Source organism: Chryseobacterium hilariae (assembly GCF_051400735.1).
Taxonomy (GTDB): Bacteria; Bacteroidota; Bacteroidia; order Flavobacteriales; family Weeksellaceae; genus Chryseobacterium.
This window is the reverse complement of record NZ_JBLFFJ010000001.1, coordinates 386,053-407,436: the sequence shown is the minus strand read 5'-3', so window position 1 is coordinate 407,436 and position 21,384 is coordinate 386,053. Positions and strand designations below refer to the sequence as shown.

General features: G+C 36.4%; 22 protein-coding genes. 7 read left to right on the top strand and 15 right to left on the bottom strand.

Annotated features, from left to right (window positions below; all coding sequences use genetic code 11):
- The first annotated feature begins 115 nt into the window (after positions 1 to 115).
- The 5 genes from ACMGDK_RS01955 to ACMGDK_RS01935 all read left to right on the top strand — a co-directional run bounded on the left by ACMGDK_RS01955 (position 116) and on the right by ACMGDK_RS01935 (position 6,528).
- Positions 116 to 1,153, top strand: coding sequence for a PLP-dependent cysteine synthase family protein (locus ACMGDK_RS01955; RefSeq protein ID WP_426048370.1), 1,038 nt, complete (start codon positions 116 to 118; stop codon positions 1,151 to 1,153).
- A gap of 79 nt (positions 1,154 to 1,232) precedes the next feature.
- Positions 1,233 to 2,495, top strand: a complete 1,263-nt coding sequence (locus tag ACMGDK_RS01950) for an aminotransferase class I/II-fold pyridoxal phosphate-dependent enzyme (RefSeq protein ID WP_436806376.1) — start codon at positions 1,233 to 1,235, stop codon at positions 2,493 to 2,495.
- A 71-nt stretch (positions 2,496 to 2,566) separates the two neighbouring features.
- A complete protein-coding gene (locus tag ACMGDK_RS01945) occupies positions 2,567 to 3,472 on the top strand; it encodes a DMT family transporter (protein ID WP_436806375.1) in 906 nt (301 codons plus the stop codon).
- Between the two features lie 207 nt (positions 3,473 to 3,679).
- Positions 3,680 to 4,237 carry a hypothetical protein gene (locus ACMGDK_RS01940; protein ID WP_436806374.1) on the top strand — a complete coding sequence of 186 codons (558 nt, stop codon included), beginning with the start codon at positions 3,680 to 3,682 and terminating at the stop codon, positions 4,235 to 4,237.
- A gap of 101 nt (positions 4,238 to 4,338) precedes the next feature.
- Positions 4,339 to 6,528, top strand: coding sequence for a B12-binding domain-containing radical SAM protein (locus ACMGDK_RS01935; RefSeq protein ID WP_436806373.1), 2,190 nt, complete (start codon positions 4,339 to 4,341; stop codon positions 6,526 to 6,528).
- A 78-nt stretch (positions 6,529 to 6,606) separates the two neighbouring features.
- Here ACMGDK_RS01935 and ACMGDK_RS01930 read toward each other — a convergent pair whose 3' ends face one another.
- From ACMGDK_RS01930 to atpD, 3 genes are all read right to left on the bottom strand, one after another.
- Positions 6,607 to 7,428, bottom strand: a complete 822-nt coding sequence (locus ACMGDK_RS01930) for a hypothetical protein (RefSeq protein ID WP_436806372.1) — start codon at positions 7,426 to 7,428, stop codon at positions 6,607 to 6,609.
- Between the two features lie 80 nt (positions 7,429 to 7,508).
- On the bottom strand, positions 7,509 to 7,790 hold the full coding sequence (locus tag ACMGDK_RS01925; protein WP_111957931.1) for a FoF1 ATP synthase subunit delta/epsilon: 282 nt from the start codon (positions 7,788 to 7,790) through the stop codon (positions 7,509 to 7,511).
- 87 nt (positions 7,791 to 7,877) lie between these two features.
- Positions 7,878 to 9,386, bottom strand: a complete 1,509-nt coding sequence (gene atpD / locus ACMGDK_RS01920; protein ID WP_436806371.1) for a F0F1 ATP synthase subunit beta — start codon at positions 9,384 to 9,386, stop codon at positions 7,878 to 7,880.
- A gap of 206 nt (positions 9,387 to 9,592) precedes the next feature.
- On the opposite strand from atpD, the gene ACMGDK_RS01915 reads away from it, so the two are divergent.
- Entirely contained in the window at positions 9,593 to 10,513 is a 921-nt protein-coding gene (locus tag ACMGDK_RS01915; protein ID WP_436806370.1) for a bifunctional riboflavin kinase/FAD synthetase, read from the top strand.
- Here ACMGDK_RS01915 and ACMGDK_RS01910 read toward each other — a convergent pair.
- Positions 10,510 to 10,863: an MmcQ/YjbR family DNA-binding protein gene (locus ACMGDK_RS01910; RefSeq protein ID WP_436806369.1), complete on the bottom strand. Its 354-nt coding sequence runs from the start codon at positions 10,861 to 10,863 to the stop codon at positions 10,510 to 10,512. The two genes, ACMGDK_RS01915 and ACMGDK_RS01910, sit on opposite strands and share 4 nt — an antisense overlap.
- A gap of 101 nt (positions 10,864 to 10,964) precedes the next feature.
- Between ACMGDK_RS01910 and ACMGDK_RS01905 the strand changes: the two genes are divergently transcribed.
- Complete coding sequence (locus ACMGDK_RS01905) at positions 10,965 to 11,621, top strand: NAD(P)H-binding protein (protein ID WP_436806368.1); 657 nt, start codon at positions 10,965 to 10,967, stop codon at positions 11,619 to 11,621.
- Between the two features lie 120 nt (positions 11,622 to 11,741).
- Here ACMGDK_RS01905 and ACMGDK_RS01900 read toward each other — a convergent pair whose 3' ends face one another.
- The 11 genes from ACMGDK_RS01900 to ACMGDK_RS01850 form a co-directional block, all read right to left on the bottom strand.
- Positions 11,742 to 12,317 carry a glutathione peroxidase gene (locus ACMGDK_RS01900; protein WP_436806367.1) on the bottom strand — a complete coding sequence of 192 codons (576 nt, stop codon included), beginning with the start codon at positions 12,315 to 12,317 and terminating at the stop codon, positions 11,742 to 11,744.
- Between the two features lie 48 nt (positions 12,318 to 12,365).
- Positions 12,366 to 13,028, bottom strand: coding sequence for a histidine kinase (locus ACMGDK_RS01895; protein WP_436806366.1), 663 nt, complete (start codon positions 13,026 to 13,028; stop codon positions 12,366 to 12,368).
- Positions 13,025 to 13,363: a hypothetical protein gene (locus ACMGDK_RS01890; RefSeq protein ID WP_436806365.1), complete on the bottom strand. Its 339-nt coding sequence runs from the start codon at positions 13,361 to 13,363 to the stop codon at positions 13,025 to 13,027. The genes ACMGDK_RS01895 and ACMGDK_RS01890 overlap by 4 nt, the downstream gene beginning before the upstream one ends.
- 156 nt (positions 13,364 to 13,519) lie before the next feature.
- Positions 13,520 to 14,242, bottom strand: a complete 723-nt coding sequence (kdsB, locus tag ACMGDK_RS01885) for a 3-deoxy-manno-octulosonate cytidylyltransferase (RefSeq protein WP_436806364.1) — start codon at positions 14,240 to 14,242, stop codon at positions 13,520 to 13,522.
- A 110-nt stretch (positions 14,243 to 14,352) separates the two neighbouring features.
- Positions 14,353 to 15,066 (bottom strand): phosphatase PAP2 family protein, encoded by a 714-nt coding sequence (locus tag ACMGDK_RS01880; RefSeq protein WP_436806363.1) that lies wholly within the window; start codon positions 15,064 to 15,066, stop codon positions 14,353 to 14,355.
- A gap of 54 nt (positions 15,067 to 15,120) precedes the next feature.
- A complete protein-coding gene (locus ACMGDK_RS01875; protein WP_436806362.1) occupies positions 15,121 to 16,092 on the bottom strand; it encodes a phosphatase PAP2 family protein in 972 nt (323 codons plus the stop codon).
- A 248-nt stretch (positions 16,093 to 16,340) separates the two neighbouring features.
- Entirely contained in the window at positions 16,341 to 17,594 is a 1,254-nt protein-coding gene (locus tag ACMGDK_RS01870; protein ID WP_436806361.1) for a pyridoxal phosphate-dependent aminotransferase, read from the bottom strand.
- A 70-nt stretch (positions 17,595 to 17,664) separates the two neighbouring features.
- Positions 17,665 to 19,380 (bottom strand): phospho-sugar mutase, encoded by a 1,716-nt coding sequence (locus ACMGDK_RS01865; RefSeq protein WP_436806360.1) that lies wholly within the window; start codon positions 19,378 to 19,380, stop codon positions 17,665 to 17,667.
- 69 nt (positions 19,381 to 19,449) lie between these two features.
- Positions 19,450 to 20,151: a GIN domain-containing protein gene (locus ACMGDK_RS01860; protein ID WP_436806359.1), complete on the bottom strand. Its 702-nt coding sequence runs from the start codon at positions 20,149 to 20,151 to the stop codon at positions 19,450 to 19,452.
- Between the two features lie 7 nt (positions 20,152 to 20,158).
- Positions 20,159 to 20,887: a DUF3667 domain-containing protein gene (locus ACMGDK_RS01855; RefSeq protein WP_436806358.1), complete on the bottom strand. Its 729-nt coding sequence runs from the start codon at positions 20,885 to 20,887 to the stop codon at positions 20,159 to 20,161.
- Complete coding sequence (locus ACMGDK_RS01850; RefSeq protein ID WP_436806357.1) at positions 20,853 to 21,158, bottom strand: hypothetical protein; 306 nt, start codon at positions 21,156 to 21,158, stop codon at positions 20,853 to 20,855. Before ACMGDK_RS01850 ends, ACMGDK_RS01855 begins: the two co-directional genes overlap by 35 nt.
- Positions 21,159 to 21,384 lie beyond the last annotated feature (226 nt).

Here is a 21,384-nt window from a genome sequence, read left to right as displayed (position 1 = left end):
TTGCAAATCAGAAAATAAATTTTGCTGAATCGCTGGCTTGAAAACAAACAAAAGTTTAGTAATTATTTATTTTTTTGTATTTTTGCGGTCAGATTTTTATTGAAAATAACAAATAATGAGTAATGTTTACGATAATATTCTTGGCCTAATAGGAAATACTCCTATGGTGAAGCTTAATACTGTTACAAAAGATATTCCTGCAACCGTTTATGCCAAGTTAGAATCATATAATCCTGGACATTCCACAAAAGATAGAATAGCACTTCATATTATAGAAAATGCTGAACAAAAAGGTTTATTAAAGGAAGATTCTGTAGTTGTAGAAACTACTTCAGGAAACACCGGATTTTCTATAGCGATGGTCTGTATTATCAAAGGATATAAATGTATTCTGGCGGTAAGCGACAAAACGAAGCCCGAAAAAATTGCCTATTTAAAAGCATTAGGGGCTACGGTATATATTTGTCCTGCCAACGTGGCTGCAGATGATCCGAGATCTTATTATGAAGTAGCTAAAAGAATAGCTTCAGAAACACCAAATTCAGTTTACATCAATCAATATTTTAACGAATTAAATATTGATGCACACTACCAGACCACAGGTCCTGAAATTTGGGAGCAGACACAAGGCAAGGTTACCCACCTTTTTGCCTGCACTGGAACGGGTGGAACATTGTCCGGTTCGGGTAAATTCTTAAAAGAAAAAAATCCGGATATCAAGATTATCGGAGTGGATGCTGACGGTTCTATCCTGAAGAGCTATCACGAAACGGGAGAAATCCATAAAGAAGATGTTCATCCCTATCAGATTGAAGGAATGGGTAAAAATTTGATCCCTGCTGCCCTGCTTTTTGACAAGGTAGATGAGTTTGTACGAGTAAATGATGAGATGTCCGCATACAGAACCCGTGAAATAGCCCTTAAAGAAGCTATCATGGGAGGATATACTACAGGAGCCGTAACTCAGGCGCTGATCCAGTATGCACAGTCTCACGAGCTTACCAAAGATGATATCATTGTCCTGATCTATCCTGATCACGGATCTAGATATATTACTAAGGTATACAGCGATAAATGGATGGCCGAACAGGGTTTTGTAAATAACTGCGTACACAATTACGATGAAGTTTTCAAGACAGAATTTATTAAATAGATTTAATTAAACCACGATACAAATTAAGCCTTTTGTGCTCTGCAGAAAAGGCTTTTTCACTTAAAAATTACGATACAAAATGTTAGATATTTTTGACCGCATCAAACAAAATCCGGGTCCGTTGGGACAATTTGCTGATTATGCTGAAGGATATTTTGTTTTCCCAAAACTGGAAGGTCCAATTGGCCCAAGAATGAAATTTCAAGGCAAGGATGTAATTTTCTGGAGTGCAAACGATTATTTAGGACTTTGTAACCACCCGGAAGTTTTAGAAGCTGATGCAAAAGCAGCTGCAGAATTCGGAATGTTTTATCCGATGGGTGCAAGGGCTATGTCAGGTGAAACCCAGCAGCATCAGCAATTGGAAAAAGAATTGGCAGAATTTACTCAAAAAGAAGCCGCTTATTTATTAAATTTCGGTTATCAGGGAATGGTTTCTGCGATTGATGCATTGGTTACAAGACATGACGTCATTGTATACGATGCTGATTCTCATGCCTGTATCGTAGACGGAGTTCGTCTTCATATGGGAAAAAGTTTTACTTTCAAACATAATGATATTGCCAGCTTAGAGAAAAACTTACAGAGAGCAACTAAGGTAGCAGAAGAAAATGGAGGCGGTATTTTAGTAATTACCGAAGGGGTTTTCGGAATGAGAGGAATGCAGGGAAAACTGAAAGAAATCTGTGATCTGAAATCAAAATTCAATTTCAGACTTTTGGTAGATGATGCACATGGTTTCGGAACTTTGGGTAAAACCGGAGCCGGAGCGGGTGAAGAGCAGGGCTGCCAGGATCAGATTGATGTATATTTCTCTACTTTTGCCAAATCTATGGCCGGTTTCGGAGCTTTTCTTTCCGGAGATGAAACCATCATCCGATTTTTAAAATACAATCTTCGTTCTCAGATTTTTGCTAAATCTTTAACAATGCCAATGGTCGTTGGAGGTTTAAAAAGACTGGAGCTTTTGAGAACCCGTCCTGAAATTAAAGCGAAATTATGGGAGAACGTAAAAAAACTTCAAGACGGTCTGAAAGAAAGAGGTTATAATCTTGGGAATACCAATACGTGTGTAACACCTGTTTTCATAGAAGGAACTACTATTGAAGCTACTCTTTTAGCTAAAGACCTTAGAGAGAATTATGGAGTTTTCACGTCAGTAGTGGTATATCCTGTAATTCCTAAAGGAATGATCTTATTAAGATTGATCCCGACGGCTTCTCATACAGATTCAGAAATTAATGAAACACTGGCTGCTTTTGATGGCATCCGTGAAAAATTAACCTCAGGACATTACAGAGAAATGGAAAAACAGATGAATATCGAATACAAGCAAATGTAATTACGATATCATCATATAATATTAGAAAAACCACTGATTACTTTCAGTGGTTTTTTATAAAATAAATTGGAATGAAATTAAAGGGCTATTTGTTAGGCATTTTATCATCCGTTTCATTCGGATTGATCCCTATTTTCATCCTGCCGATTAAGCAGGCTCATTTTTCTATGGACATTACTCTGTTTTATAGATTTTTGTTTTCTGCTTTAATGGTTGGAGGATATCTGCTGTATTCCAAAGAAAGCTTCAGGATCAATAAAAAAGAAGCTTTGATCCTTGCTGTTCTGGGAGTCTGCTATGCCCTTTCTTCAGAATTTTTATTCATTGGCTACGATTTTCTTACCCCGGGAATTGCCTCTACCGTCCTGTTTATTTATCCGGTTATTGTAGCTTTAATCATGTTTTTCTTTTATAGGGAAAAACTCACAAAACTTTCTATAATATCTCTGTTTCTGGCTTTTGCAGGTGTTATTGTTTTATGCTTAAAAGAAAATGGTCTGGAGATCAATTTTGCAGGTCTTGGAATTGTGATGTTGAGCTCATTATTTTATGCTCTTTATATGGTGATCGTTAATAAATCTGATCTTAAAGTATCGGGATTCAAGCTTTCATTCTACTCTATGCTTTTTACTTCAGCATTTTTTATGATAAAAGCTTCTGCCGAAGGTGAATCTTTTGCCATCCCTTCCGTATCCATCTTTTTAAATTTTATTGTTTTTGCTTTTCTCACTACCGTTATTTCAGGTCTGTGTTTGGTGTATGCCATAAAATATATAGGGTCTACTCCCACTGCTATTTTAGGAGCATTGGAACCTGTGGTTGCGGTGATGGTAAGTGTCCTTATGTTTCATGAAAAATTCACTGCCAATTTACTCATTGGGATTATACTGATTCTTTTGGGAGTCATTCTTAATGTTCTTGCTGATAGCAGAAAATCAAGACGTAATAAATCTACGGCCTTAAAGGTCACTGACTGATAATTAGTATTCCATAACAAAATTTTTATATTATATTTACCCAACAAATTGATGGGCTAATACAGTATGCAAATTATTCAAAAGATTATTTTTTCTCTTATCACAAGAATATTCTTATGTACCGTCTTATTGTTTTCGGACCCGATATCATGGCAATTCAGGTTTCTGTGTGTGATCATTTTTTGTATTCCCTGGATAAGATTTTTCATGAATGATACTGATAGGAAAAATATTGATCTGTATCTTAGCTATAAGCTTCTGTTTCTTACCACACCTGTTTTATATGGCTTTATCCTGTGGAAAATTTTTGAATTATATGATTTCAGCTTAACTATCCAATTAATTTTATTCCTTTTACCCATAATGACAGGGCTTTTTATTAAATTGAAAAGTAAAGATATACCAAACAACACTCAACATATCTTACTGACAATGAGTTTCTATAGCATCCCATTCTTTTTAGCTGTTAATGCATCTTTTGATTTTTCCAAACCATCATCGAAAGCATATATAATTACCGATAAAGCCAGTGCTGTAGAAAAAAAATACGATTCAGAAGGTCCCTACGAAGTTACAAACTATGAGTTTAAGATTATTCCAAAAGAAAAAGACATATCATCGACGGAGCATTCAAAACCTGTTGCAACCAATGTAAACCGCAAAACGTATCATCAATTTGAAAAAGGAGATTATCTCGATATTGAAACTTATCCCGGATTATTGGGTATAAAATGGACCTATTATCATTGGAAATTTAATAACTGATATCGACAGGATATTTAAAGAATTAAGAAAATACTCTTAAACTTTCCTGCTTAGATTTTTCATTTTAGATGAATTTAAAATAACTTTGCAAAAATTTCCTGTTGAAAGATCTTCTTCTCATTACTCCGCCTTTTACCCAGCTCAATACTCCTTATCCGGCAACAGCTTATATAAAAGGCTTTCTGAATACCAAAAATATTTCCAGCTACCAGATCGATTTGGGGCTTGATGTTATTTTGGAGTTATTTTCAAAAAACGGACTTGAGAAAATTTTCAGCACAAAAATCAATCTTCAGGAAATATCAGAGAATTCACAGCGAATCTATGCATTACGGGAAGAATATTTAAGAACAATAGATCAGGTCATTCCTTTTCTGCAGGGAAAAACCCCTACGCTGGCCAGGCAGATCTGCAGCATGAATTTCCTCCCCGAAGCCTCCCGTTTCAACCAGCTGGATGATATGGATTTTGCATTTGGAAACATGGGACTTCAGGATAAAGCCAAGCATCTTGCTACCCTATATTTAGAAGATCTTTCTGATTATATAATTGAAAATATTGATTCGGATTTTGGATTCAGCCGATATGCGGAACGCCTCGGAAAAAGCGCTAATTCTTTTGATGAGCTGTATTCAAATCTATCAAATAATCAAACATTTATTGACAATTTTACTCTTAAAATTCTTCAGGAAAAATTAGAATTAGTTCAACCAAAACTGGTCTGCTTTTCAGTCCCGTTTCCGGGAAATCTGTATGCCGGATTTAAATGTGCCCAATTCATTAAAAAAAATTATCCCCACATCAAAACTGCGATGGGCGGCGGTTTTCCCAATACAGAATTAAGGGAAGTGAAAGATCAGAGAGTCTTTGAATTCTTTGATTTTATTACCCTTGATGATGGTGAACTTCCTCTTGAGCTCCTTTACAACAGTTTACATATTTCAGAAGAAACTGCAGAATACAAGAGAACATTTTTACTTGAAAACCAAAAAGTTACCTATAAAAATAATTCCAAAAGACACGATTATAAACAGGCGGATATCGGTACACCGGATTATACAGATTTGAAATTAGATCAATATATTTCAATGATTGAAATTGCCAACCCAATGCACAGTTTATGGAGTGACGGAAGATGGAACAAGCTGACCATGGCCCACGGCTGCTACTGGGGAAAATGTACATTCTGCGATATTTCTCTGGATTATATCAAAATCTACGAACCTATTTCTGCTAAAATTTTAGTGGACAGAATGGAAGAGCTCATTAAAACAACTGGCGAAACGGGATTTCATTTTGTGGATGAAGCTGCTCCACCGGCATTGATGCGGGAAGTTGCCTTGGAAATTTTACGAAGAAATCTGGTAGTTACGTGGTGGACCAATATCCGGTTTGAGAAAAGCTTCACCCGTGATTTATGCTATCTGTTAAAACTTTCGGGATGTGTTGCCGTCTCCGGAGGACTGGAAGTAGCCAGTGACCGGTTGCTACAATTGATAGATAAAGGTATTTCTGTAGAACAAGTCGCAAAGGTAACAAGAAATTTTACGGAAGCCGGAATCATGATTCATGCGTATCTGATGTATGGCTACCCTACTCAGACTGTCCAGGAGACGGTAGACTCTTTGGAAATGGTAAGGCAGATGGTTGAGATGGGAATTCTTCAAAGTGCTTTTTGGCATCAGTTTGCCATGACCGCGCATTCGCCTGTCGGAATTAATCCTGAAGAATTCGGAGTGACTCCTCTGAAGCAGGAAATTCTGTTTGCCAATAATGATATTGATTTTAAAGATAAAACCGGAATCGATCACAGCCGATTCAGCTTTGGATTAAAAAAATCGCTCTTCAATTATATGCACGGAATCAATTTTGAGTTTCCGCTCCAGGAATGGTTTGATTTTAAAATCCCGAGAACTACAGTTCATCCTGATTATATTCATGACTGTCTTCTGGATGATGGCCAATTCGGCTTTAAAGGCAACTCAAAAGTTGTTTTCTTGACCAAAAACGTAATCGCTGAGAATCGCATAAAAAATAAAAAGAAATACTCCGGTCCATATACGCTTCTTACATTCCACTTAAAAACGAACATCGTAAAGATTGACCTAGAGCAGGATAAAGCAGAATGGCTAATGAAAGTGCTGGAAGAAAATTCCATAGAAAATCCTAAAAAAGTTACAGCTCAGCAACTTAAGGGTCAGTTTGAAGAAAATTTTGAAGATTTTGAATTATTCTGGTTTTCGAAACCTATGCAGCAGCTTAAGGAAAACGGAGTGATTTTAAGTCTGTAATTTTTTAAAATAAAATGAAAAAATTCCCGAAAATTTAATCCCGGGAATTTTTATGAGTATTCAAAGACAACATAATCTTTACTTTTCAGCATTTCCTTTCACAACGTCACCAACAATTACTTTTTCCTGAACTTTAATAAAATTCGGGTCCATAATTGCCATTCTTTCTGCAATAGCTTTATAAGTAGGAAATTTTAACAGAGAAGCTCTGCCGGACATTTCCCTGTAGATGGTGAAGATTTTCCCGTTAGCTGTTTTGATCTGTTTGGTAGTAGTAATGTATTTTCCAATGTATTTACTCTTAGCGTCATACACCTCGATATCTATGAAAGTTTTGTCGGTAATGGTATCCTCAGAACCAAAACTTACCGGAAGATTAGTAAAATATCCGACAGGAATGCCGTTACTAATGATCTCACCTACTTTATTAACCTCAATGTTGAGCTTATCAATTTTACTTCTGGTGGTATAGGCATCTTTGGTTTTGGCATCCAGCTTCCTTTTTGGAATATTTTTAAATATATCATCCAGGTTTTTAATATTGATCCCTTTATTATCAATAATTTTCAGACCTTTAATAGAAGTATAAACTGCTGATTTTTCCTCTCCGGAAAAGGCTGACGGAGAAATATAGTCCATTTCTATTGTCTTATCCCTGTTGTACACCCTGTTCAGTTTTATATAACTGTCTCTTACAGAGTCCACTATACTTTTATCTATGAATTCTATAGTATACATCGGGGTATCATTCAGGTCCATGAATGTATAGATGCTGGATTTGTTTGTGATCTTAGCAACATGGGTACCATCAAGGCTTATGATACCTCTTTTGGTTTTAAAATTTTGGGCATTACACAGGATCCCGAGAACGGTAAAGAATATGATTGTACTTTTCTTCATAAAATCAGACTTTTACACAACATAAAAAAAGTGTAACCAAAGTTACACTTTCTTGAAAATATATTTAGCTTTTCATTTAATTATTCACAAAGGATGATTCCTTTATCATGATTAAATTCTACAACACCGCTTTTGATAGGGTAAGAAAAAACAGAGTCTTTCTCATTTTCTTTAGTAAAGTTTTTAGCGTAAGCCTCACCCACTGAAGATGTGAAAAGCTTTACTTTACCTCCGATTAAAGAAGAAACGATTGCTGCGTGGTTTTTCATAATGTGGAATTCACCACTTTTTCCCGGCAACAATACAGAATCTACTTCTCCTTCAAAAACTACGTATTCTGGTGTTAAAATTTTTATATTCATTTTAATTTAGATTTGAAGATTTCAGACTTCAGATTTCAGACATTAAAGTCTCATGTCTATAATCTGATATCTTAATGTCTAATTTAATTACGCGTTTTCAGCTAACATTTTTTGTCCAGCCTCGATAGCTTCCTCGATAGTTCCTTTCAGGTTGAAAGCAGCTTCCGGTAAATGGTCTAGTTCACCATCCATAATCATGTTGAATCCTTTGATAGTATCTTTGATGTCTACCAATGATCCCGGAATACCTGTAAACTGTTCAGCTACGTGGAAAGGCTGAGATAAGAATCTCTGAACTTTTCTGGCACGGTAAACTACTGATTTGTCTTCTTCAGAAAGTTCTTCCATACCAAGAATCGCGATGATATCCTGAAGCGCTTTGTATCTCTGAAGAATTTCTTTTACTCTCTGAGCACAGTCATAGTGTTCTTCACCGATAATTTCCGGAGCAAGGATTCTTGACGTAGAAGCCAATGGATCCACAGCAGGATAAATACCTAATGAAGCAATTTTTCTGTCTAGTACCGTAGTTGCATCCAAGTGAGCAAACGTAGTTGCAGGAGCCGGGTCAGTTAAGTCATCCGCAGGTACGTAAACCGCCTGTACTGAAGTAATTGAACCATTTTTAGTAGAAGTAATTCTTTCCTGCATCGCACCCATTTCAGAAGCAAGAGTTGGTTGGTAACCTACCGCTGAAGGCATACGACCAAGAAGTGCAGATACCTCAGAACCAGCCTGTGTAAAACGGAAGATGTTATCTACGAAGAAAAGTACGTCTCTACCTTGTCCGGTTTCACCACCATCTCTGTAGTACTCGGCCAATGTAAGACCAGAAAGTGCTACTCTAGCTCTTGCACCTGGCGGCTCGTTCATCTGTCCGAAAACGAATGCAGCTTTAGAATCTTTCATAGCTTCCATATCTACTTTAGAAAGATCCCAACCTCCATTTTCCATAGAGTGCATGAAATCATCACCATATTTGATAATTCCTGATTCAAGCATCTCTCTCAAAAGATCATTTCCTTCTCTCGTTCTTTCACCTACTCCGGCAAAAACTGAAAGACCTCCGTGTCCTTTTGCAATATTGTTAATCAACTCCTGGATCAATACTGTTTTACCTACACCGGCACCACCGAACAATCCAATCTTACCTCCTTTTGCATAAGGCTCGATAAGGTCGATTACTTTAATACCTGTAAATAAAACTTCTGCAGAAGTTGAAAGTTGATCAAATTTTGGAGCTGGTCTGTGAATTGGCAGACCACCTTCTTTAGAAATATTTTGAAGTCCGTCGATAGCATCCCCAACAACGTTGAATAGTCTTCCGTTCACAGCTTCACCAATTGGCATTGTAATAGGATTTCCGTATCCGATTACTTCCTGCCCTCTCTGAAGACCGTCTGTAGCATCCATTGCAATACATCTTACTGTATCTTCACCAATATGCTGCTCTACTTCTAAGACTACTTTTTCACCGTTTCCTTTTGTAATTTCTAACGCGTCATAAATACTTGGAATTGCTTCCACATCTGTGAAGACAACGTCGATTACCGGACCAATAATTTGAGAAATTTTACCTTTAATTTGGTTTGCCATTGCTAAATTTTTTCTTGGTGCAAATATAATGATTCTTCATAAACCTACAATTGGTAAAAAAAAGATTTTTATCATACTTTTTTGTTAATGTACCAATATAACAATTTACCAGTCTAGCAATTATTTTTCCGCAAAAAATATTGGTACATTGTTATATTGATACATTGTTACATTATGTATATATTTGCAGTCAAATTTTTTCCGTTTTGAAAGTTTTCAAGAATTTTAAAGATTATTCCTCCCAAAAACCTTTAGCATTGTCTCTGGGAATGTTTGACGGAGTACATCTGGGGCACAAAAGTATCATCGATGAACTGATTAATGTGGGTACAGAGAATAATCTGGAAACAGCTATCCTTACTTTTTGGCCGCATCCGCGTTTTGTTTTTAACCCGAATGAAGATCTTAAGCTTCTGAATACACTGGATGAAAAGAAAGAGCTGATCGAAAAATACGGAATCAATCATTTGTTTTTGAAAGAATTTGATGAAGAATTCAGAAACCTTACGGGAGAAGAGTTTGTACGCCAGATCCTTATTGACAAACTGAATGTAAAATATCTTATTATAGGTTACGACCATTCATTCGGGAAAAATAAGAGCGGAAATTTTGAGCTCCTTCAAAAGCTTTCCAAAGAACTGGATTTTGTTGTTGAACAGATGGAAGCAATCAATATCCACGAAAATAATATCAGCTCCACGAAGGTACGTAATGCTCTCCTGACAGGAAATATTAAAGAAGCCAATGAAATGCTCGGTTACTCCTACTCTGTTTCTGGGACTGTTGTTCACGGGAAAAAGATTGGAAGAACAATCGGCTATCCTACAGCCAATATTGATGCTGAATCTATTAAACTTCTTCCTAAAAAAGGAGCTTATATTGTAGAAACTGAAGTAAAAGGCCGGCAATATAAAGGAATGCTCAGCATTGGTACCAATCCTACTGTGAACGGGGAAAAATTAACCGTTGAAGTGTATATCCTTGACTTTGATAACGATATTTATAATGAAAAGATCACGGTAAGGTTCAGAGATTTTCTTCATGATGAGATCAAGTTTGAAGGTCTTGAAAAACTGATTGAAAGGTTGGATGAAGATAAAAGATTGACCCGAGAGTTTCAATTCTAACTATTTATAATCTCTTCTTTTGCTTTTTTCGTTAATGAATTAAAAACCAATTCATAAGACTGGTCTATTAATTTATAAATAAGATCTCTTCTTAAACCATCCAACTGTACGGAATTCCAATGGGTTTTATTCATGTGAAATGCACCTGTGATCTGCGGATGCTGTTCACGAAGTTCTGCACTCCATTCAGGATCGGTTTTTACGTTGATCCCCAATGGTTGTCTTTCAAGACCCATTAATAAAAACATTTTTGTTCCTACTTTCATCACCAGGGTTTCATTATCGAAAGGAAAAGTTTCTGTAACTCCTTTTTTGGCAAGGCAATAGTCTAGAATTTCGTTGGCATCCATGAATTTTTATAAATGATAAGTGATTAATGATTATTGTTATTAATTTCAAATGTAGTAAATTTAAGAAAGAAAATACTATCTATAATTAAATCACAATTATTATGAAAGCTTTGGTCATCGGCGCAACGGGCGCTACAGGAAAGGATCTGGTGAAACAGCTTCTCAACGACAAAGAGTTTGAGGAAGTCGATATCTTTGTAAGAAAGCCTGTGGATATCCAGAATGACAAGCTGAAAGTTCACGTGGTTAATTTTGAAAAGCCGGAAGAATGGAAAGATAAAGTGAAAGGCGACATTGCATTCTCATGCCTGGGAACGACGCTGAAAGATGCCGGAAGTAAGGAAGCCCAAAGAAAAGTAGATTTCGATTATCAGTATGAATTTGCCAAGGCAGCGAAGGAAAATGATGTAGAAGATTATGTGCTGGTTTCGGCCTATGGAGCAAACCCGGCGTCTAAAATCTTCTATTCCAAAATGAAAGGTGAACTGGAAGAGGCTGTGAAACAGCTTCATTTTAATAAGATCACCATTTTCAAACCTGGAATGCTGGAAAGAAAAGATTCTGAAAGAACCGGAGAAGTTTTGGGGAGCAGAATTATAAAATTTGCCAATAAGCTGGGACTGCTGGAAAGTCAGAAACCTTTGCCTACAGATATTTTAGCGAAAGCTATGATTAATTCTTCCAAAATAAAGAGCAATGGATATTCCAGTATTAAGCTTGGAAATATTTTCTGTTTTGCTGAGAAAAGCAACGACTAGAAGCAGACAACTTGAATGATAAACGCTTCGACTCCGCTCAGCGTGACATTTCTAATACTATCTGTATTTTTCTAAGCTGTCACACTAAGCGGAGCCGAAGTGTTGTTTTTATAATCTATCTTACTTCAAATGCTTCGTGATAGCATCGTCTGTAGGTTTTGTAGTACTTATGAAAGTATCAATTAATTTTCCGTTTTCATCGAGCAGGAATTTCGTGAAGTTCCAAAGGATGGTGGTATTTTTTACCCCGTTTAAATCTTTTTCCGTTAAATATTTAAAGATAGGAGCTGTATCATCTCCTTTTACAGAAACTTTAGCCGCCAAAGGAAAAGTTACTCCGTAATTTTTCTGGCAGAAAGCGCCGATCTCGGTATTGGTTCCGGGCTCCTGGCCTCCAAAATTATTGGCAGGAAATCCTACAATAACCAGTTTGTCTTTGTATTCTTCATACACTTTCTCCAGATCTGCATACTGTGGTGTAAATCCGCATTCTGATGCTGTATTGACAATAAGGATCTTTTTTCCTTTAAAATCTGCAAAGTTGATCTCTTTGCCATCAAGGCTTTCAACTTTGAAATCATATATTGTTTTTCCCATAAGTTCTTTGGTTTTAGCTTGAGAAATTTCACTTTTCTGATTGGTACAGCTCTGTAAAAATGCCACAAAAGAAAGCAGCAATAAGAAAATCTTTTTCATTCTTATCTATTTTAGTTGGCAGTTTTGCCGTAATTATTTTTCTTTTAATTAAAATCTAAATGTATTGGCCGGGAAAACTTTATTAACATCTATCCTGTTTAAGATCATAACGAAATCTCCATCCTTTTTAGTACTTGAAGATTCAATCCTAAAAGGCATTGAAAGGTTTCCTACTTTCTTATAATCCGCATATACTAACGTTTCATCTTTCTTGATTTCTTTTAAAAGCATATACGTTTTTACATCAAAATAATAGATGTTCTTATTGACATTTTTGGTAAGCTCTACTTTGTGGCAGTAAATCTCACCTACTTTTTCTTTTCCCAGATATTTGGCATCAAAACCTTTATTTTCCCAGTCAATGAAATCATTATCAAAGCTTTCAGGTACATATTCAGGGTACACCTGAAGTTTGTTGGCTGCATAATTCATAGCATATCCTTTAGTTCCGTCAAAGCCTTCTATCGCTGTTTCTTTACCGTTAATGCTAATCAATGTTTTAGTAAGATTAGGACGCTGCTGATAAATTTTGATTGGATATTCATCTTTGATCCCCAAGATCACTTTTCCCTGCAGCAATACTGAATTCAAGAGCTTCCAATTTGTTAACCCTCCGGACAGTTCAATATTTTTGTCAATAATTTCTTTTGCCGTCTGAGAGTACAATGAAGTGGCAAGCGTTAAAAGGACTAAGTATATTATTTTTTTCATTTATTTCTTTTAAAATAGCTATCTAAAGAAGGTTTGAAGACAAATTCCGGCTCATTCCGTTTCTTTTTGGGTACCAGATTTCCATTGGTATAAGTAAAAACGGTTCCGAGATCTTCTTTAAAATCTAATGGTTTTGCAAGATATAATATTTTATTTTCAAATCTATAATTCACAGGTTTTTTTATACTCTGCTTTTGAAATGGTATAACCAGATCCGAAGGATATATTTTATTGTTTTTAAATTCCAGCACAAGAAAAGTATAGATATCAATAGCTCCAGTTGTTGTTGCTTTGCTGCTATGATTAACTTGGGCATAGAATTTTTTATTATTCAAATTCTGGCATTTCAGATTTGAACAGTAAAATAATAATGATATTAAAAATAAAATCCTCACTTATAGCTTATAAATTCATTCAAATATAAGGGGAATTGGGCGAAAAAGCAAAGAAAGCGAAAGCTGAACGGACTTATCTTCTTACTTACAGCATTTTCAAATTAACTGTCTGGCTTTCTCCAGATCTTCAGGTGTATCAATTCCTACCCCAATAAAATTGGTTTCTATTAGCTTAATTCTCATTCCATATTCAAGATAACGGATGCATTCGATCTTTTCTGATATTTCAAGAGGCTTCATTTCCAGCTTGGAAAACTGAAGCAAGGCATGCTTTCTGAAAGCGTACACTCCAATATGCTTGAAGTAGCTTATATCATAAGAAACCTCCCTGTGAAAAGGAATCACAGAACGGCTGAAATAGAGGGCAAACCCGTTATTATCTGTAATGACTTTTACATTATTCGGATTTTCAATTTCTTCTTTTTCCGTCAGTTTTATTTTCAACGAAGCCAACGAAATTTCCTGGTTATCGTCTTCTTTAAAAACATTGATAAGCTGTTTTAAAGGCTCCAATTTAAGGAAAGGTTCATCGCCCTGAACGTTGATCACGATATCGCAGTCGATGTTCTGTACGGCTTCTGCAATACGGTCGCTACCGGTTTCATGCTGACCGGTCATGACGGCTTTCCCTCCGTTTTTCAAGATTTCATCAAATATAATTTCTGAATCCGTAGCCACAAATACTTCATCAAACAGTCCTGTTTCCTCAACATTTTGATAGGTTGTCATGATGACTGTTTTTTCACCTAACATTTGCATCAGCTTTGCCGGAAAACGGCTTGCTTCGTAACGGGCAGGAATAACGGCAATAATTTTCATTGAATGAGAGACATAAATTAAGTAGATATAACAAATAATAGAACCTCTTCCTATTTTTGATCAAAAATAATAAAAACATTTTATCCATCATCATAAACCATATAGTTTTCCTATAAATGCGGATGATCGATATCAATTGTGACCCCGGCACCATACGTATTTTGACTTATCACTGGATATGCCCTTACTGATATCTGTTTACCGGAAATCTTCGCAGCAGTGAATTTTGAAAGTGGATTCCAATAATTTACTAAAACAGCTATACCAATCCCTAGTCCTGCACCCTTGAGCACATCTCCACACCAATGTCTGTTATTGCCTACTCTCATCACTGCCGTAGCCACTGCAAATACGTACCCTGAGGAGGCATACCAAATATTGGCATCCTTATATTCTAAAAACTGCAACGTGGCAAGGTTAAATGCCAAAGCTGAATGCCCGGAGGGAAATGAATTATTTGACGAACCATCCGGTCTTAAACTTCCAAAACCCGTTTTACTGATATAGATAATACTTCCTGTAATGGCAGATGAAACAGCAACATTAGCTGCCATTTGCTTATAAGTATGTCGGGATTTAAACCCAAGGGAACCTCCTGCAAAAATAAGTACTGCCGGAGCATACTGTATATAATCATCAACTCTAATGTTAGGCTTTTCCCCAAACAGTTTCCTGGAATTTTCTTGAAGGTTATCCTCTATGGATGGAATTTTTAGAATAGCTCCAGCTGCCACCAGACCAACAGGTACAATTAGCTGTTTATATGGAAATTTTCTTTCATTCTGCTTTTCAGGTTCTATCACCACCAACGAGTCTTTTGCCATTATTAAAAATGGACACATGTAAATTAATACATATAAGATATACTTTTTCATAGGCTAAAAGGAAATTTTTACGCCTACCAGATTATATCCCATAGTACGGGATGCTGCTAAGTCTATTTTGTACTTCATTTTTTCAGCACCTGTTCTTGACTCTGTATATCGGCTTTTAGCAATTGTTTTTCCTATAAAATACCCCATCAGTAAAGCTACAGGATAATCTGAAGCCCAATGGACCTGGCTCTGCATCATCTGAAAGCATAAAGCCCCGGCCAGGATATATCCTACCGGCCTTATCCATTTTGCATCAGGATAATTGTCTGCAATTACAGTCAGGCCTGCCATAAAAGTCGTTAAATGTCCGGAAGGCATGGCATCATAATGGGGTGTCTGACTTGCAAATGCTGAAAAGCTGGGAAAAGGAGTCCAGTTTCCGCCCGGATTACCATTTTCTATAGCAATAAACGGGCTTTCCCGTCCTGTAATTCTTTTTATAGTCTGGGAAAAGACTCCGGAAAGTATCAGGCTTTCCATCAGCCCGCTGGCTGTAGCCTGAGCTCTGTAGTCCTTATTTATTAATCCAAATGTTCCAAACCCAATCCCTAGCAATACAATTGTGGACCCATTTCCCAACAAATACAACGCTGACCCTACATCTTTTGGTATTCTTAACAATCCTGCAGCTTTATGGTAAGTATTGTCTACATTCATGCCCCAATTTTGCCCCAACTCTCTGGAGTTATCAATTAATTTTTGATCAAAAGGCAAAAGAATAAGGGTAGCTGCAACTGCCCCGCCTAAATAATATGCATGGTCTTTGGCTATAAAATTTTTATTGGTATTAATAAAATTTCGCGGAAGCTTGGTTACAAAATCTAAAAGTCTGGGCTTGGAATAAGTCCTTACTGAACCGTCTTTTAAGTTGTAAATCTGAGACTCTGGAGGGTTTTCAGCTCTCAGACTGTCTTTTTCTTGGGAACATACCAGTATAGAGACTGGTACTAGTAGCAATCTAATTTTTTTCATCATTGTATTATTTTGTTGTAACCGTAATAGACGGCTAAAACTTTATCATTTTTGTAAAGTCAAATTCTACAGCAAAGTATAGAATTTTATCTACCTGTGTATATAAAAAGAAAAGATTGTTCATATGGTAAAAACAATCCTATTTAATCGATTATCAACCCATTAAATATGAACAATCTTATTCAAAACTACAAAATTATCCTACGAGTTTTTATTATAAAGAAGTTTTATGGGATAATTATGTAAATCAATTATTTTAAAGCATTCAAAGCATTTTCAAGCTTCGGAAGCATTACTTTGATCTCGTCAACCGCTAAACCTCCTACGGAAGCACGGAACCAAGGCTCAGATTTTGCTTCTCCAAATGCTGAGAATGGAACTAAAGCAACTCCGGCATCATTAATTAAGTAGAATACCAGGTCAGAAGAGTTTTCAATAACAGATCTGTCCGGCTTTGTTTTTCCAATATAATCTAACCTGATCGTAAGATACAGTGCTCCCATCGGTTCGATACTTTCTACAGCTAATCCTTTTCCTTTTAAATCCTGAATTCCACCGTGAAGAACTTTTAGGCTTTCTTCCAGTTTTCCTTTGAAATCTTCTACGAAAACATTTACATTATCAGGGTTTTCAAAAAATTTTGCGGTAGCTTCCTGTTCAGGCTTCGGTGCCCAGGCCCCAACGTGTGTTAACAGGGCTTTCATTTTATCTAAAATATGAGCAGGACCGAATCCCCACCCTACACGTACTCCAGTTGCAGCAAGGCATTTAGAAATACCGTCGATATAAATGGTATATTCTTTCAGCTCAGGGAAAAGAGAAACCGGATCTACATGCTGTGCACCGAAAGTAAGATTAGAATAGATCTGATCATACATCAGGTACAATGGTTTTTCATTCTCGCCTCTTTTTTTGTTTTCTTCAAGAACCAGTTCGCAGATATCTGAAAGCTGTTCCTTTGTAAACATTGTTCCTGTAGGATTCAGCGGTGAACACAGCGCTAAAAGAACTGCACCATCTAAGTGTGGTCTAAGATCGTCTGCTGTAGGAAGGAAGTTATTTTCAGGAGTGGTCTTTACTTCTACCGCCTCTGCAGAAGTAAGGTAAGCATAATGGTTGTTGTTCCAGGATGGTGTAGGATATACAACTTTATCACCTTCATCTACAATTGTTTTATACACCGCATAAATCAACGGTCTTGATCCTGCAGTGATTAAAATATCGTTCGGTGAATAATCCAGGTTCCATCTGTTTTTTAAGTCTTTGGAAACTTCTTTTCTTAAAGATAAAAGTCCGTTGGCCGGCGGATAATTTGTCAGATTGTTCTGATATGCTTTCTGGATCTCTTCCTTCAGCAATGCCGGAATAGGATAGAGATTAGAATTCAGGTCACCAATAGTAAGATTGGCAATTTCCGCTCCTTTTGCTTTTAAATCATTTACTTCATTACCAATTTTTACGATTTCGGAACCAATCAGGTTCGCCGCTAATTTTGAAACTTTCACTTTATATTTATTTAAATTTACTAATATTCTCTTCTCAAATTAATCCTCTCCTCTATTTGACTTACTGGTACTACTCCAGCTTCAGATCTTTTCTTACTTTATCTATTTTTGCTTCTAATGATTTTAATTTATCTTTAAAATCAGCCTCAGAAGTAACCGTATCTTTTACAGAAATGTAGAATTTAATTTTCGGTTCTGTTCCTGAAGGTCTTACACAGACTTTAGTTCCGTCCTCAGTGTAATAAATCAATACATTCGATTTTGGAATGTCATTCATTACTTTGGTTTCGTTCTTGGAAACGGAGAAACTGGTCTGTTCTTTAAAATCCTTCACTTCTTCTACTAATGATCCTGCCAGCTCTTTCGGTGGGTGTTCGCGGAAGTTTTTCATCATATTCTGAATCTCTTCAGCTCCTTCTTTTCCTTTTCTCACGATGTTCACCAATCCTTCGTAATACATTCCCAGATCCTGATAGATCTCGATCATGTATTGGTACATTGTTTTCCCGTTAGCTTTACACCATGCAGCAATTTCACAGGCCAGAACAATACTTCCACAAGAATCTTTATCGCGGACAAAATCTCCGGTCATGAAACCGAAACTTTCTTCACCACCGCAGATAAATTTCTCACTTCCTTCTGCTTCACGGATCATTTTTCCGATCCATTTGAATCCTGTAAGTCCAACTTTACAGTCAACTCCGAATTTCTGTGCAATGTCAAAGAAAATATCTGAAGTAACAATCGTAGATCCTATGAATTCTTTCCCTGTGATCCTTTCCTGCTTTCTCCATTCATTTAAAATATAATAAGTAAGGATCGTATTTGTTTGATTACCATTCAGAAGCTGCATTTCGCCATCAAGGTTTCTTACGGCAATTCCTAATCTGTCGCCATCCGGGTCTGTTCCGATAACGATGTCTGCATTGGTAATTCTTGCCAGGTCCATAGCCATTTCCAGTGCCGCAGGTTCTTCAGGATTTGGAGATTCTACCGTGGTGAAATTTCCGCTCGGGATCATCTGTTCTTTTACCAGATCTATTTTTTTAAATCCTGCTTTTTCCAAAGCCTTTGGAACCGTAGTATAAGTTGTCCCATGGATAGAGGTGAAAACGATATTTAAGTTCTCTTTTCCTACGTTCTGATAGGTTGAGTTTTCAATACAGGCATCAATATAAACATCATCCTGCTCTTCTCCGATCCATTCGATCAGATCATCATTTCCGTTGAATTTAATTTCGTCGAATTTCACAGAATATACTTCATTGATAATCGCTTCATCATGTGGCGGAACAATTTGTGCACCATCGTTCCAATATACTTTGTAACCGTTGTATTCAGGCGGGTTATGAGATGCTGTTAATACAATTCCTCCGTTACATTTTTTGTCTCTTACAGTGAAAGACAACTCCGGTGTTGGTCTGTGATCTTTGAAAAGAAGCACTTTAATTCCGTTTGCTGTTAAAACATCAGCAACCAGTTTTCCGAATTCTTTTGAATTATGGCGAACGTCGTAAGCAATAGCTACTTTGATTTCTTCTCCTTTAAACTGCTGAAGCATATAATTGGCCAATCCCTGTGTAGCCTGACCTAATGTATATTTATTCAAGCGGTTGGTTCCTACTCCCATGACACCTCTCATTCCTCCTGTACCGAATTCGAGCTCTCTGTAGAAAGAGTCTTCCAGATCCGGAGAATTGCTGTCGATCAATACCTGTACAGCGTCTCTTGTTTCTTTATCGAATGTATCACTTAACCAAAGTTTCGCTTTTTCTAATGTTGTCATATGTGTATTTTGCTCTTTTATAGTTTGTAAAGTTCCAATTTGAAGTTTGGGAGTTTTTCCACCTCCAAATTATTCCAATTTTTTATTCTCAACACGAGTCGTCTTATCAATTTTAAATGCGCGAATCGGGTCATTATAGTAGATAAATTTTGCTGTGTTCTGAATATGTCCTTTTAAAGAATCTTTTACATTAACTTCTGCATAGTTTCCGTTTTTAGAATCGATATTCAGGTTTTCTATTTTCCAGTACGGCGCGATCAGGCTTGCTGTATCCGAGATTTTTATCACCGCATTTTTGGTAAGTCCCAAAAAGTTGGCTCTACTTCTGTTCTGCATATCTACTTCTGCTCTTCTCGTGTTCACTGAACCCATAAAAGTAGCATAATTTTTTAAATTAAGCCTAAAATTATCGGTCTTAATTTCGCTTGAAATATTCATTTCTACAGAATCTGCAACTGAAACTTTTTCAAGGTTATATTTTGAATAGATGGTCACATTATAGAAATCTACCCCTTTTGTTCCTCTTTTTTCTTTGATAACAAGAGTTTTGTCTTTAACATCTACATCCAGATTATTGGCTACATTGGGATAAGTCTCTATCTCTACAAAATTCTTAGCTCCTCTGGCATAAAATACACGGAATTTTCCTTCCAGATCCAGGTTCACAAATTCTGAAACATCCACATTTTTTCTTTCAATATTTCCTTTCGGAGAAACTTTTCCACAGGAAACCGCCGCTACAAGCAGGGATGCGTACAATATTTTTTTCATATTCAAATTAAAATATTCTATATAAAACTGTAATTATGGCAAGGCTTTCTATTCCCATCAGAACATACAATACTGATACTCTCCAAAGCAGACCTGGTTTTGAGTATGATTTTTTAAATGCATTCCAATACGTAACTGCCGGGAAGAGAATGAAAAGAACAAATGAAGCCTTGTCTAAAATACCGAAAATCTTCGCTGCAGGTTTCCACAGACCCATAAGACTTACCATATCATTAAACAAAAATATGATTAAAATTCCTAACAGGCTTACTGTTGCGATGATAAAATGCTCGGCAATATTCAATTTTATTCTTTTGAAAATAAACCATGCATTAATTGCCAATATGGGAATAATCACAAAAAGAATTGTTTTGGAATATTTGGAGAAAAAAGTTTTTATTTCCGAAGTTTCAGCCAGTGATTCTGTGGAAGCAAATTTTTCATACCAATGAAGCCCCAACACATTGAAACTGAAAAGAATCAGCAGCAGTGAAAGAAAATTATAGTACCTGATTCTTTTTCCCGAAATATATTCCATTGCCGTTTTTCCGGGCCTGAACAGGATATCTTTTACAGTATTGAAAAATCTTGTTTCAATATGCCAGATCAAACCCAGGATATCATTCCTGATCAATGATTGCGGAGTAATTCTTGAAGTATCGGCTTTCTGTCCGCAATGAGGGCAAAACTCACCGGAGATCCTATGGCCACAGTTCAGACAGCTTTTTGAGTTCATTATGAAGATCTGTATATTTTATTTTTTTTGTAAAACCATGTTTTGGGGTTTTTCCCGTTGACAGCAACAGATAATTCGTGCTCAGGTCAGAAATATTCATGGCAACAATATCCAGGTCAGGGTATTTTATTTTCAGAATTTTATCTTTCTTCTGGTAATTTCCTCCTGTTTCCATTGAAGTAAAGGAACCGTCTCTACGAAGAATGAGAGTTCCTGTTCCATGACTGGAATTGTTTTCTTTTGACTTGAGGGTATCAACTTTTATCAACATACCATCATATATTTCTATGAATTCCCAGGATCCCAGAAGCCTGGACGGTTTGCAGGAAGACAATAAAAGAAAGGAGAAACTGATTAAAATAATTTTGCCGGCTTGTTTTGCTGTGTTATCAATTTTATAAATTACACACAAATATAAAGAAAAATAACTTCAGAAATGATTCTATAATTACGTTTACTGCTAATATTTTACATTTTTTGACATGTTGATCTTTTCA

What these genes read in the sequence shown, in the direction of transcription:
- ACMGDK_RS01955 (WP_426048370.1), top strand. Translation starts at nt 116, where the DNA reads ATGAGTAATGTTTACGATAATATTCTTGGCCTAATAGGAAATACTCCT.
- ACMGDK_RS01950 (WP_436806376.1), top strand. Translation starts at nt 1,233, where the DNA reads ATGTTAGATATTTTTGACCGCATCAAACAAAATCCGGGTCCGTTGGGA.
- ACMGDK_RS01945 (WP_436806375.1), top strand. Translation starts at nt 2,567, where the DNA reads ATGAAATTAAAGGGCTATTTGTTAGGCATTTTATCATCCGTTTCATTC.
- ACMGDK_RS01940 (WP_436806374.1), top strand. Translation starts at nt 3,680, where the DNA reads ATGAATGATACTGATAGGAAAAATATTGATCTGTATCTTAGCTATAAG.
- ACMGDK_RS01930 (WP_436806372.1), bottom strand. Translation starts at nt 7,428, where the DNA reads ATGAAGAAAAGTACAATCATATTCTTTACCGTTCTCGGGATCCTGTGT.
- ACMGDK_RS01925 (WP_111957931.1), bottom strand. Translation starts at nt 7,790, where the DNA reads ATGAATATAAAAATTTTAACACCAGAATACGTAGTTTTTGAAGGAGAA.
- atpD (WP_436806371.1), bottom strand. Translation starts at nt 9,386, where the DNA reads ATGGCAAACCAAATTAAAGGTAAAATTTCTCAAATTATTGGTCCGGTA.
- ACMGDK_RS01910 (WP_436806369.1), bottom strand. Translation starts at nt 10,863, where the DNA reads ATGGATGCCAACGAAATTCTAGACTATTGCCTTGCCAAAAAAGGAGTT.
- ACMGDK_RS01905 (WP_436806368.1), top strand. Translation starts at nt 10,965, where the DNA reads ATGAAAGCTTTGGTCATCGGCGCAACGGGCGCTACAGGAAAGGATCTG.
- ACMGDK_RS01900 (WP_436806367.1), bottom strand. Translation starts at nt 12,317, where the DNA reads ATGAAAAAGATTTTCTTATTGCTGCTTTCTTTTGTGGCATTTTTACAG.
- ACMGDK_RS01895 (WP_436806366.1), bottom strand. Translation starts at nt 13,028, where the DNA reads ATGAAAAAAATAATATACTTAGTCCTTTTAACGCTTGCCACTTCATTG.
- kdsB (WP_436806364.1), bottom strand. Translation starts at nt 14,242, where the DNA reads ATGAAAATTATTGCCGTTATTCCTGCCCGTTACGAAGCAAGCCGTTTT.
- ACMGDK_RS01880 (WP_436806363.1), bottom strand. Translation starts at nt 15,066, where the DNA reads ATGGCAAAAGACTCGTTGGTGGTGATAGAACCTGAAAAGCAGAATGAA.
- ACMGDK_RS01875 (WP_436806362.1), bottom strand. Translation starts at nt 16,092, where the DNA reads ATGATGAAAAAAATTAGATTGCTACTAGTACCAGTCTCTATACTGGTA.
- ACMGDK_RS01865 (WP_436806360.1), bottom strand. Translation starts at nt 19,380, where the DNA reads ATGACAACATTAGAAAAAGCGAAACTTTGGTTAAGTGATACATTCGAT.
- ACMGDK_RS01860 (WP_436806359.1), bottom strand. Translation starts at nt 20,151, where the DNA reads ATGAAAAAAATATTGTACGCATCCCTGCTTGTAGCGGCGGTTTCCTGT.
- ACMGDK_RS01855 (WP_436806358.1), bottom strand. Translation starts at nt 20,887, where the DNA reads ATGAACTCAAAAAGCTGTCTGAACTGTGGCCATAGGATCTCCGGTGAG.
- ACMGDK_RS01850 (WP_436806357.1), bottom strand. Translation starts at nt 21,158, where the DNA reads ATGTTGATAAAAGTTGATACCCTCAAGTCAAAAGAAAACAATTCCAGT.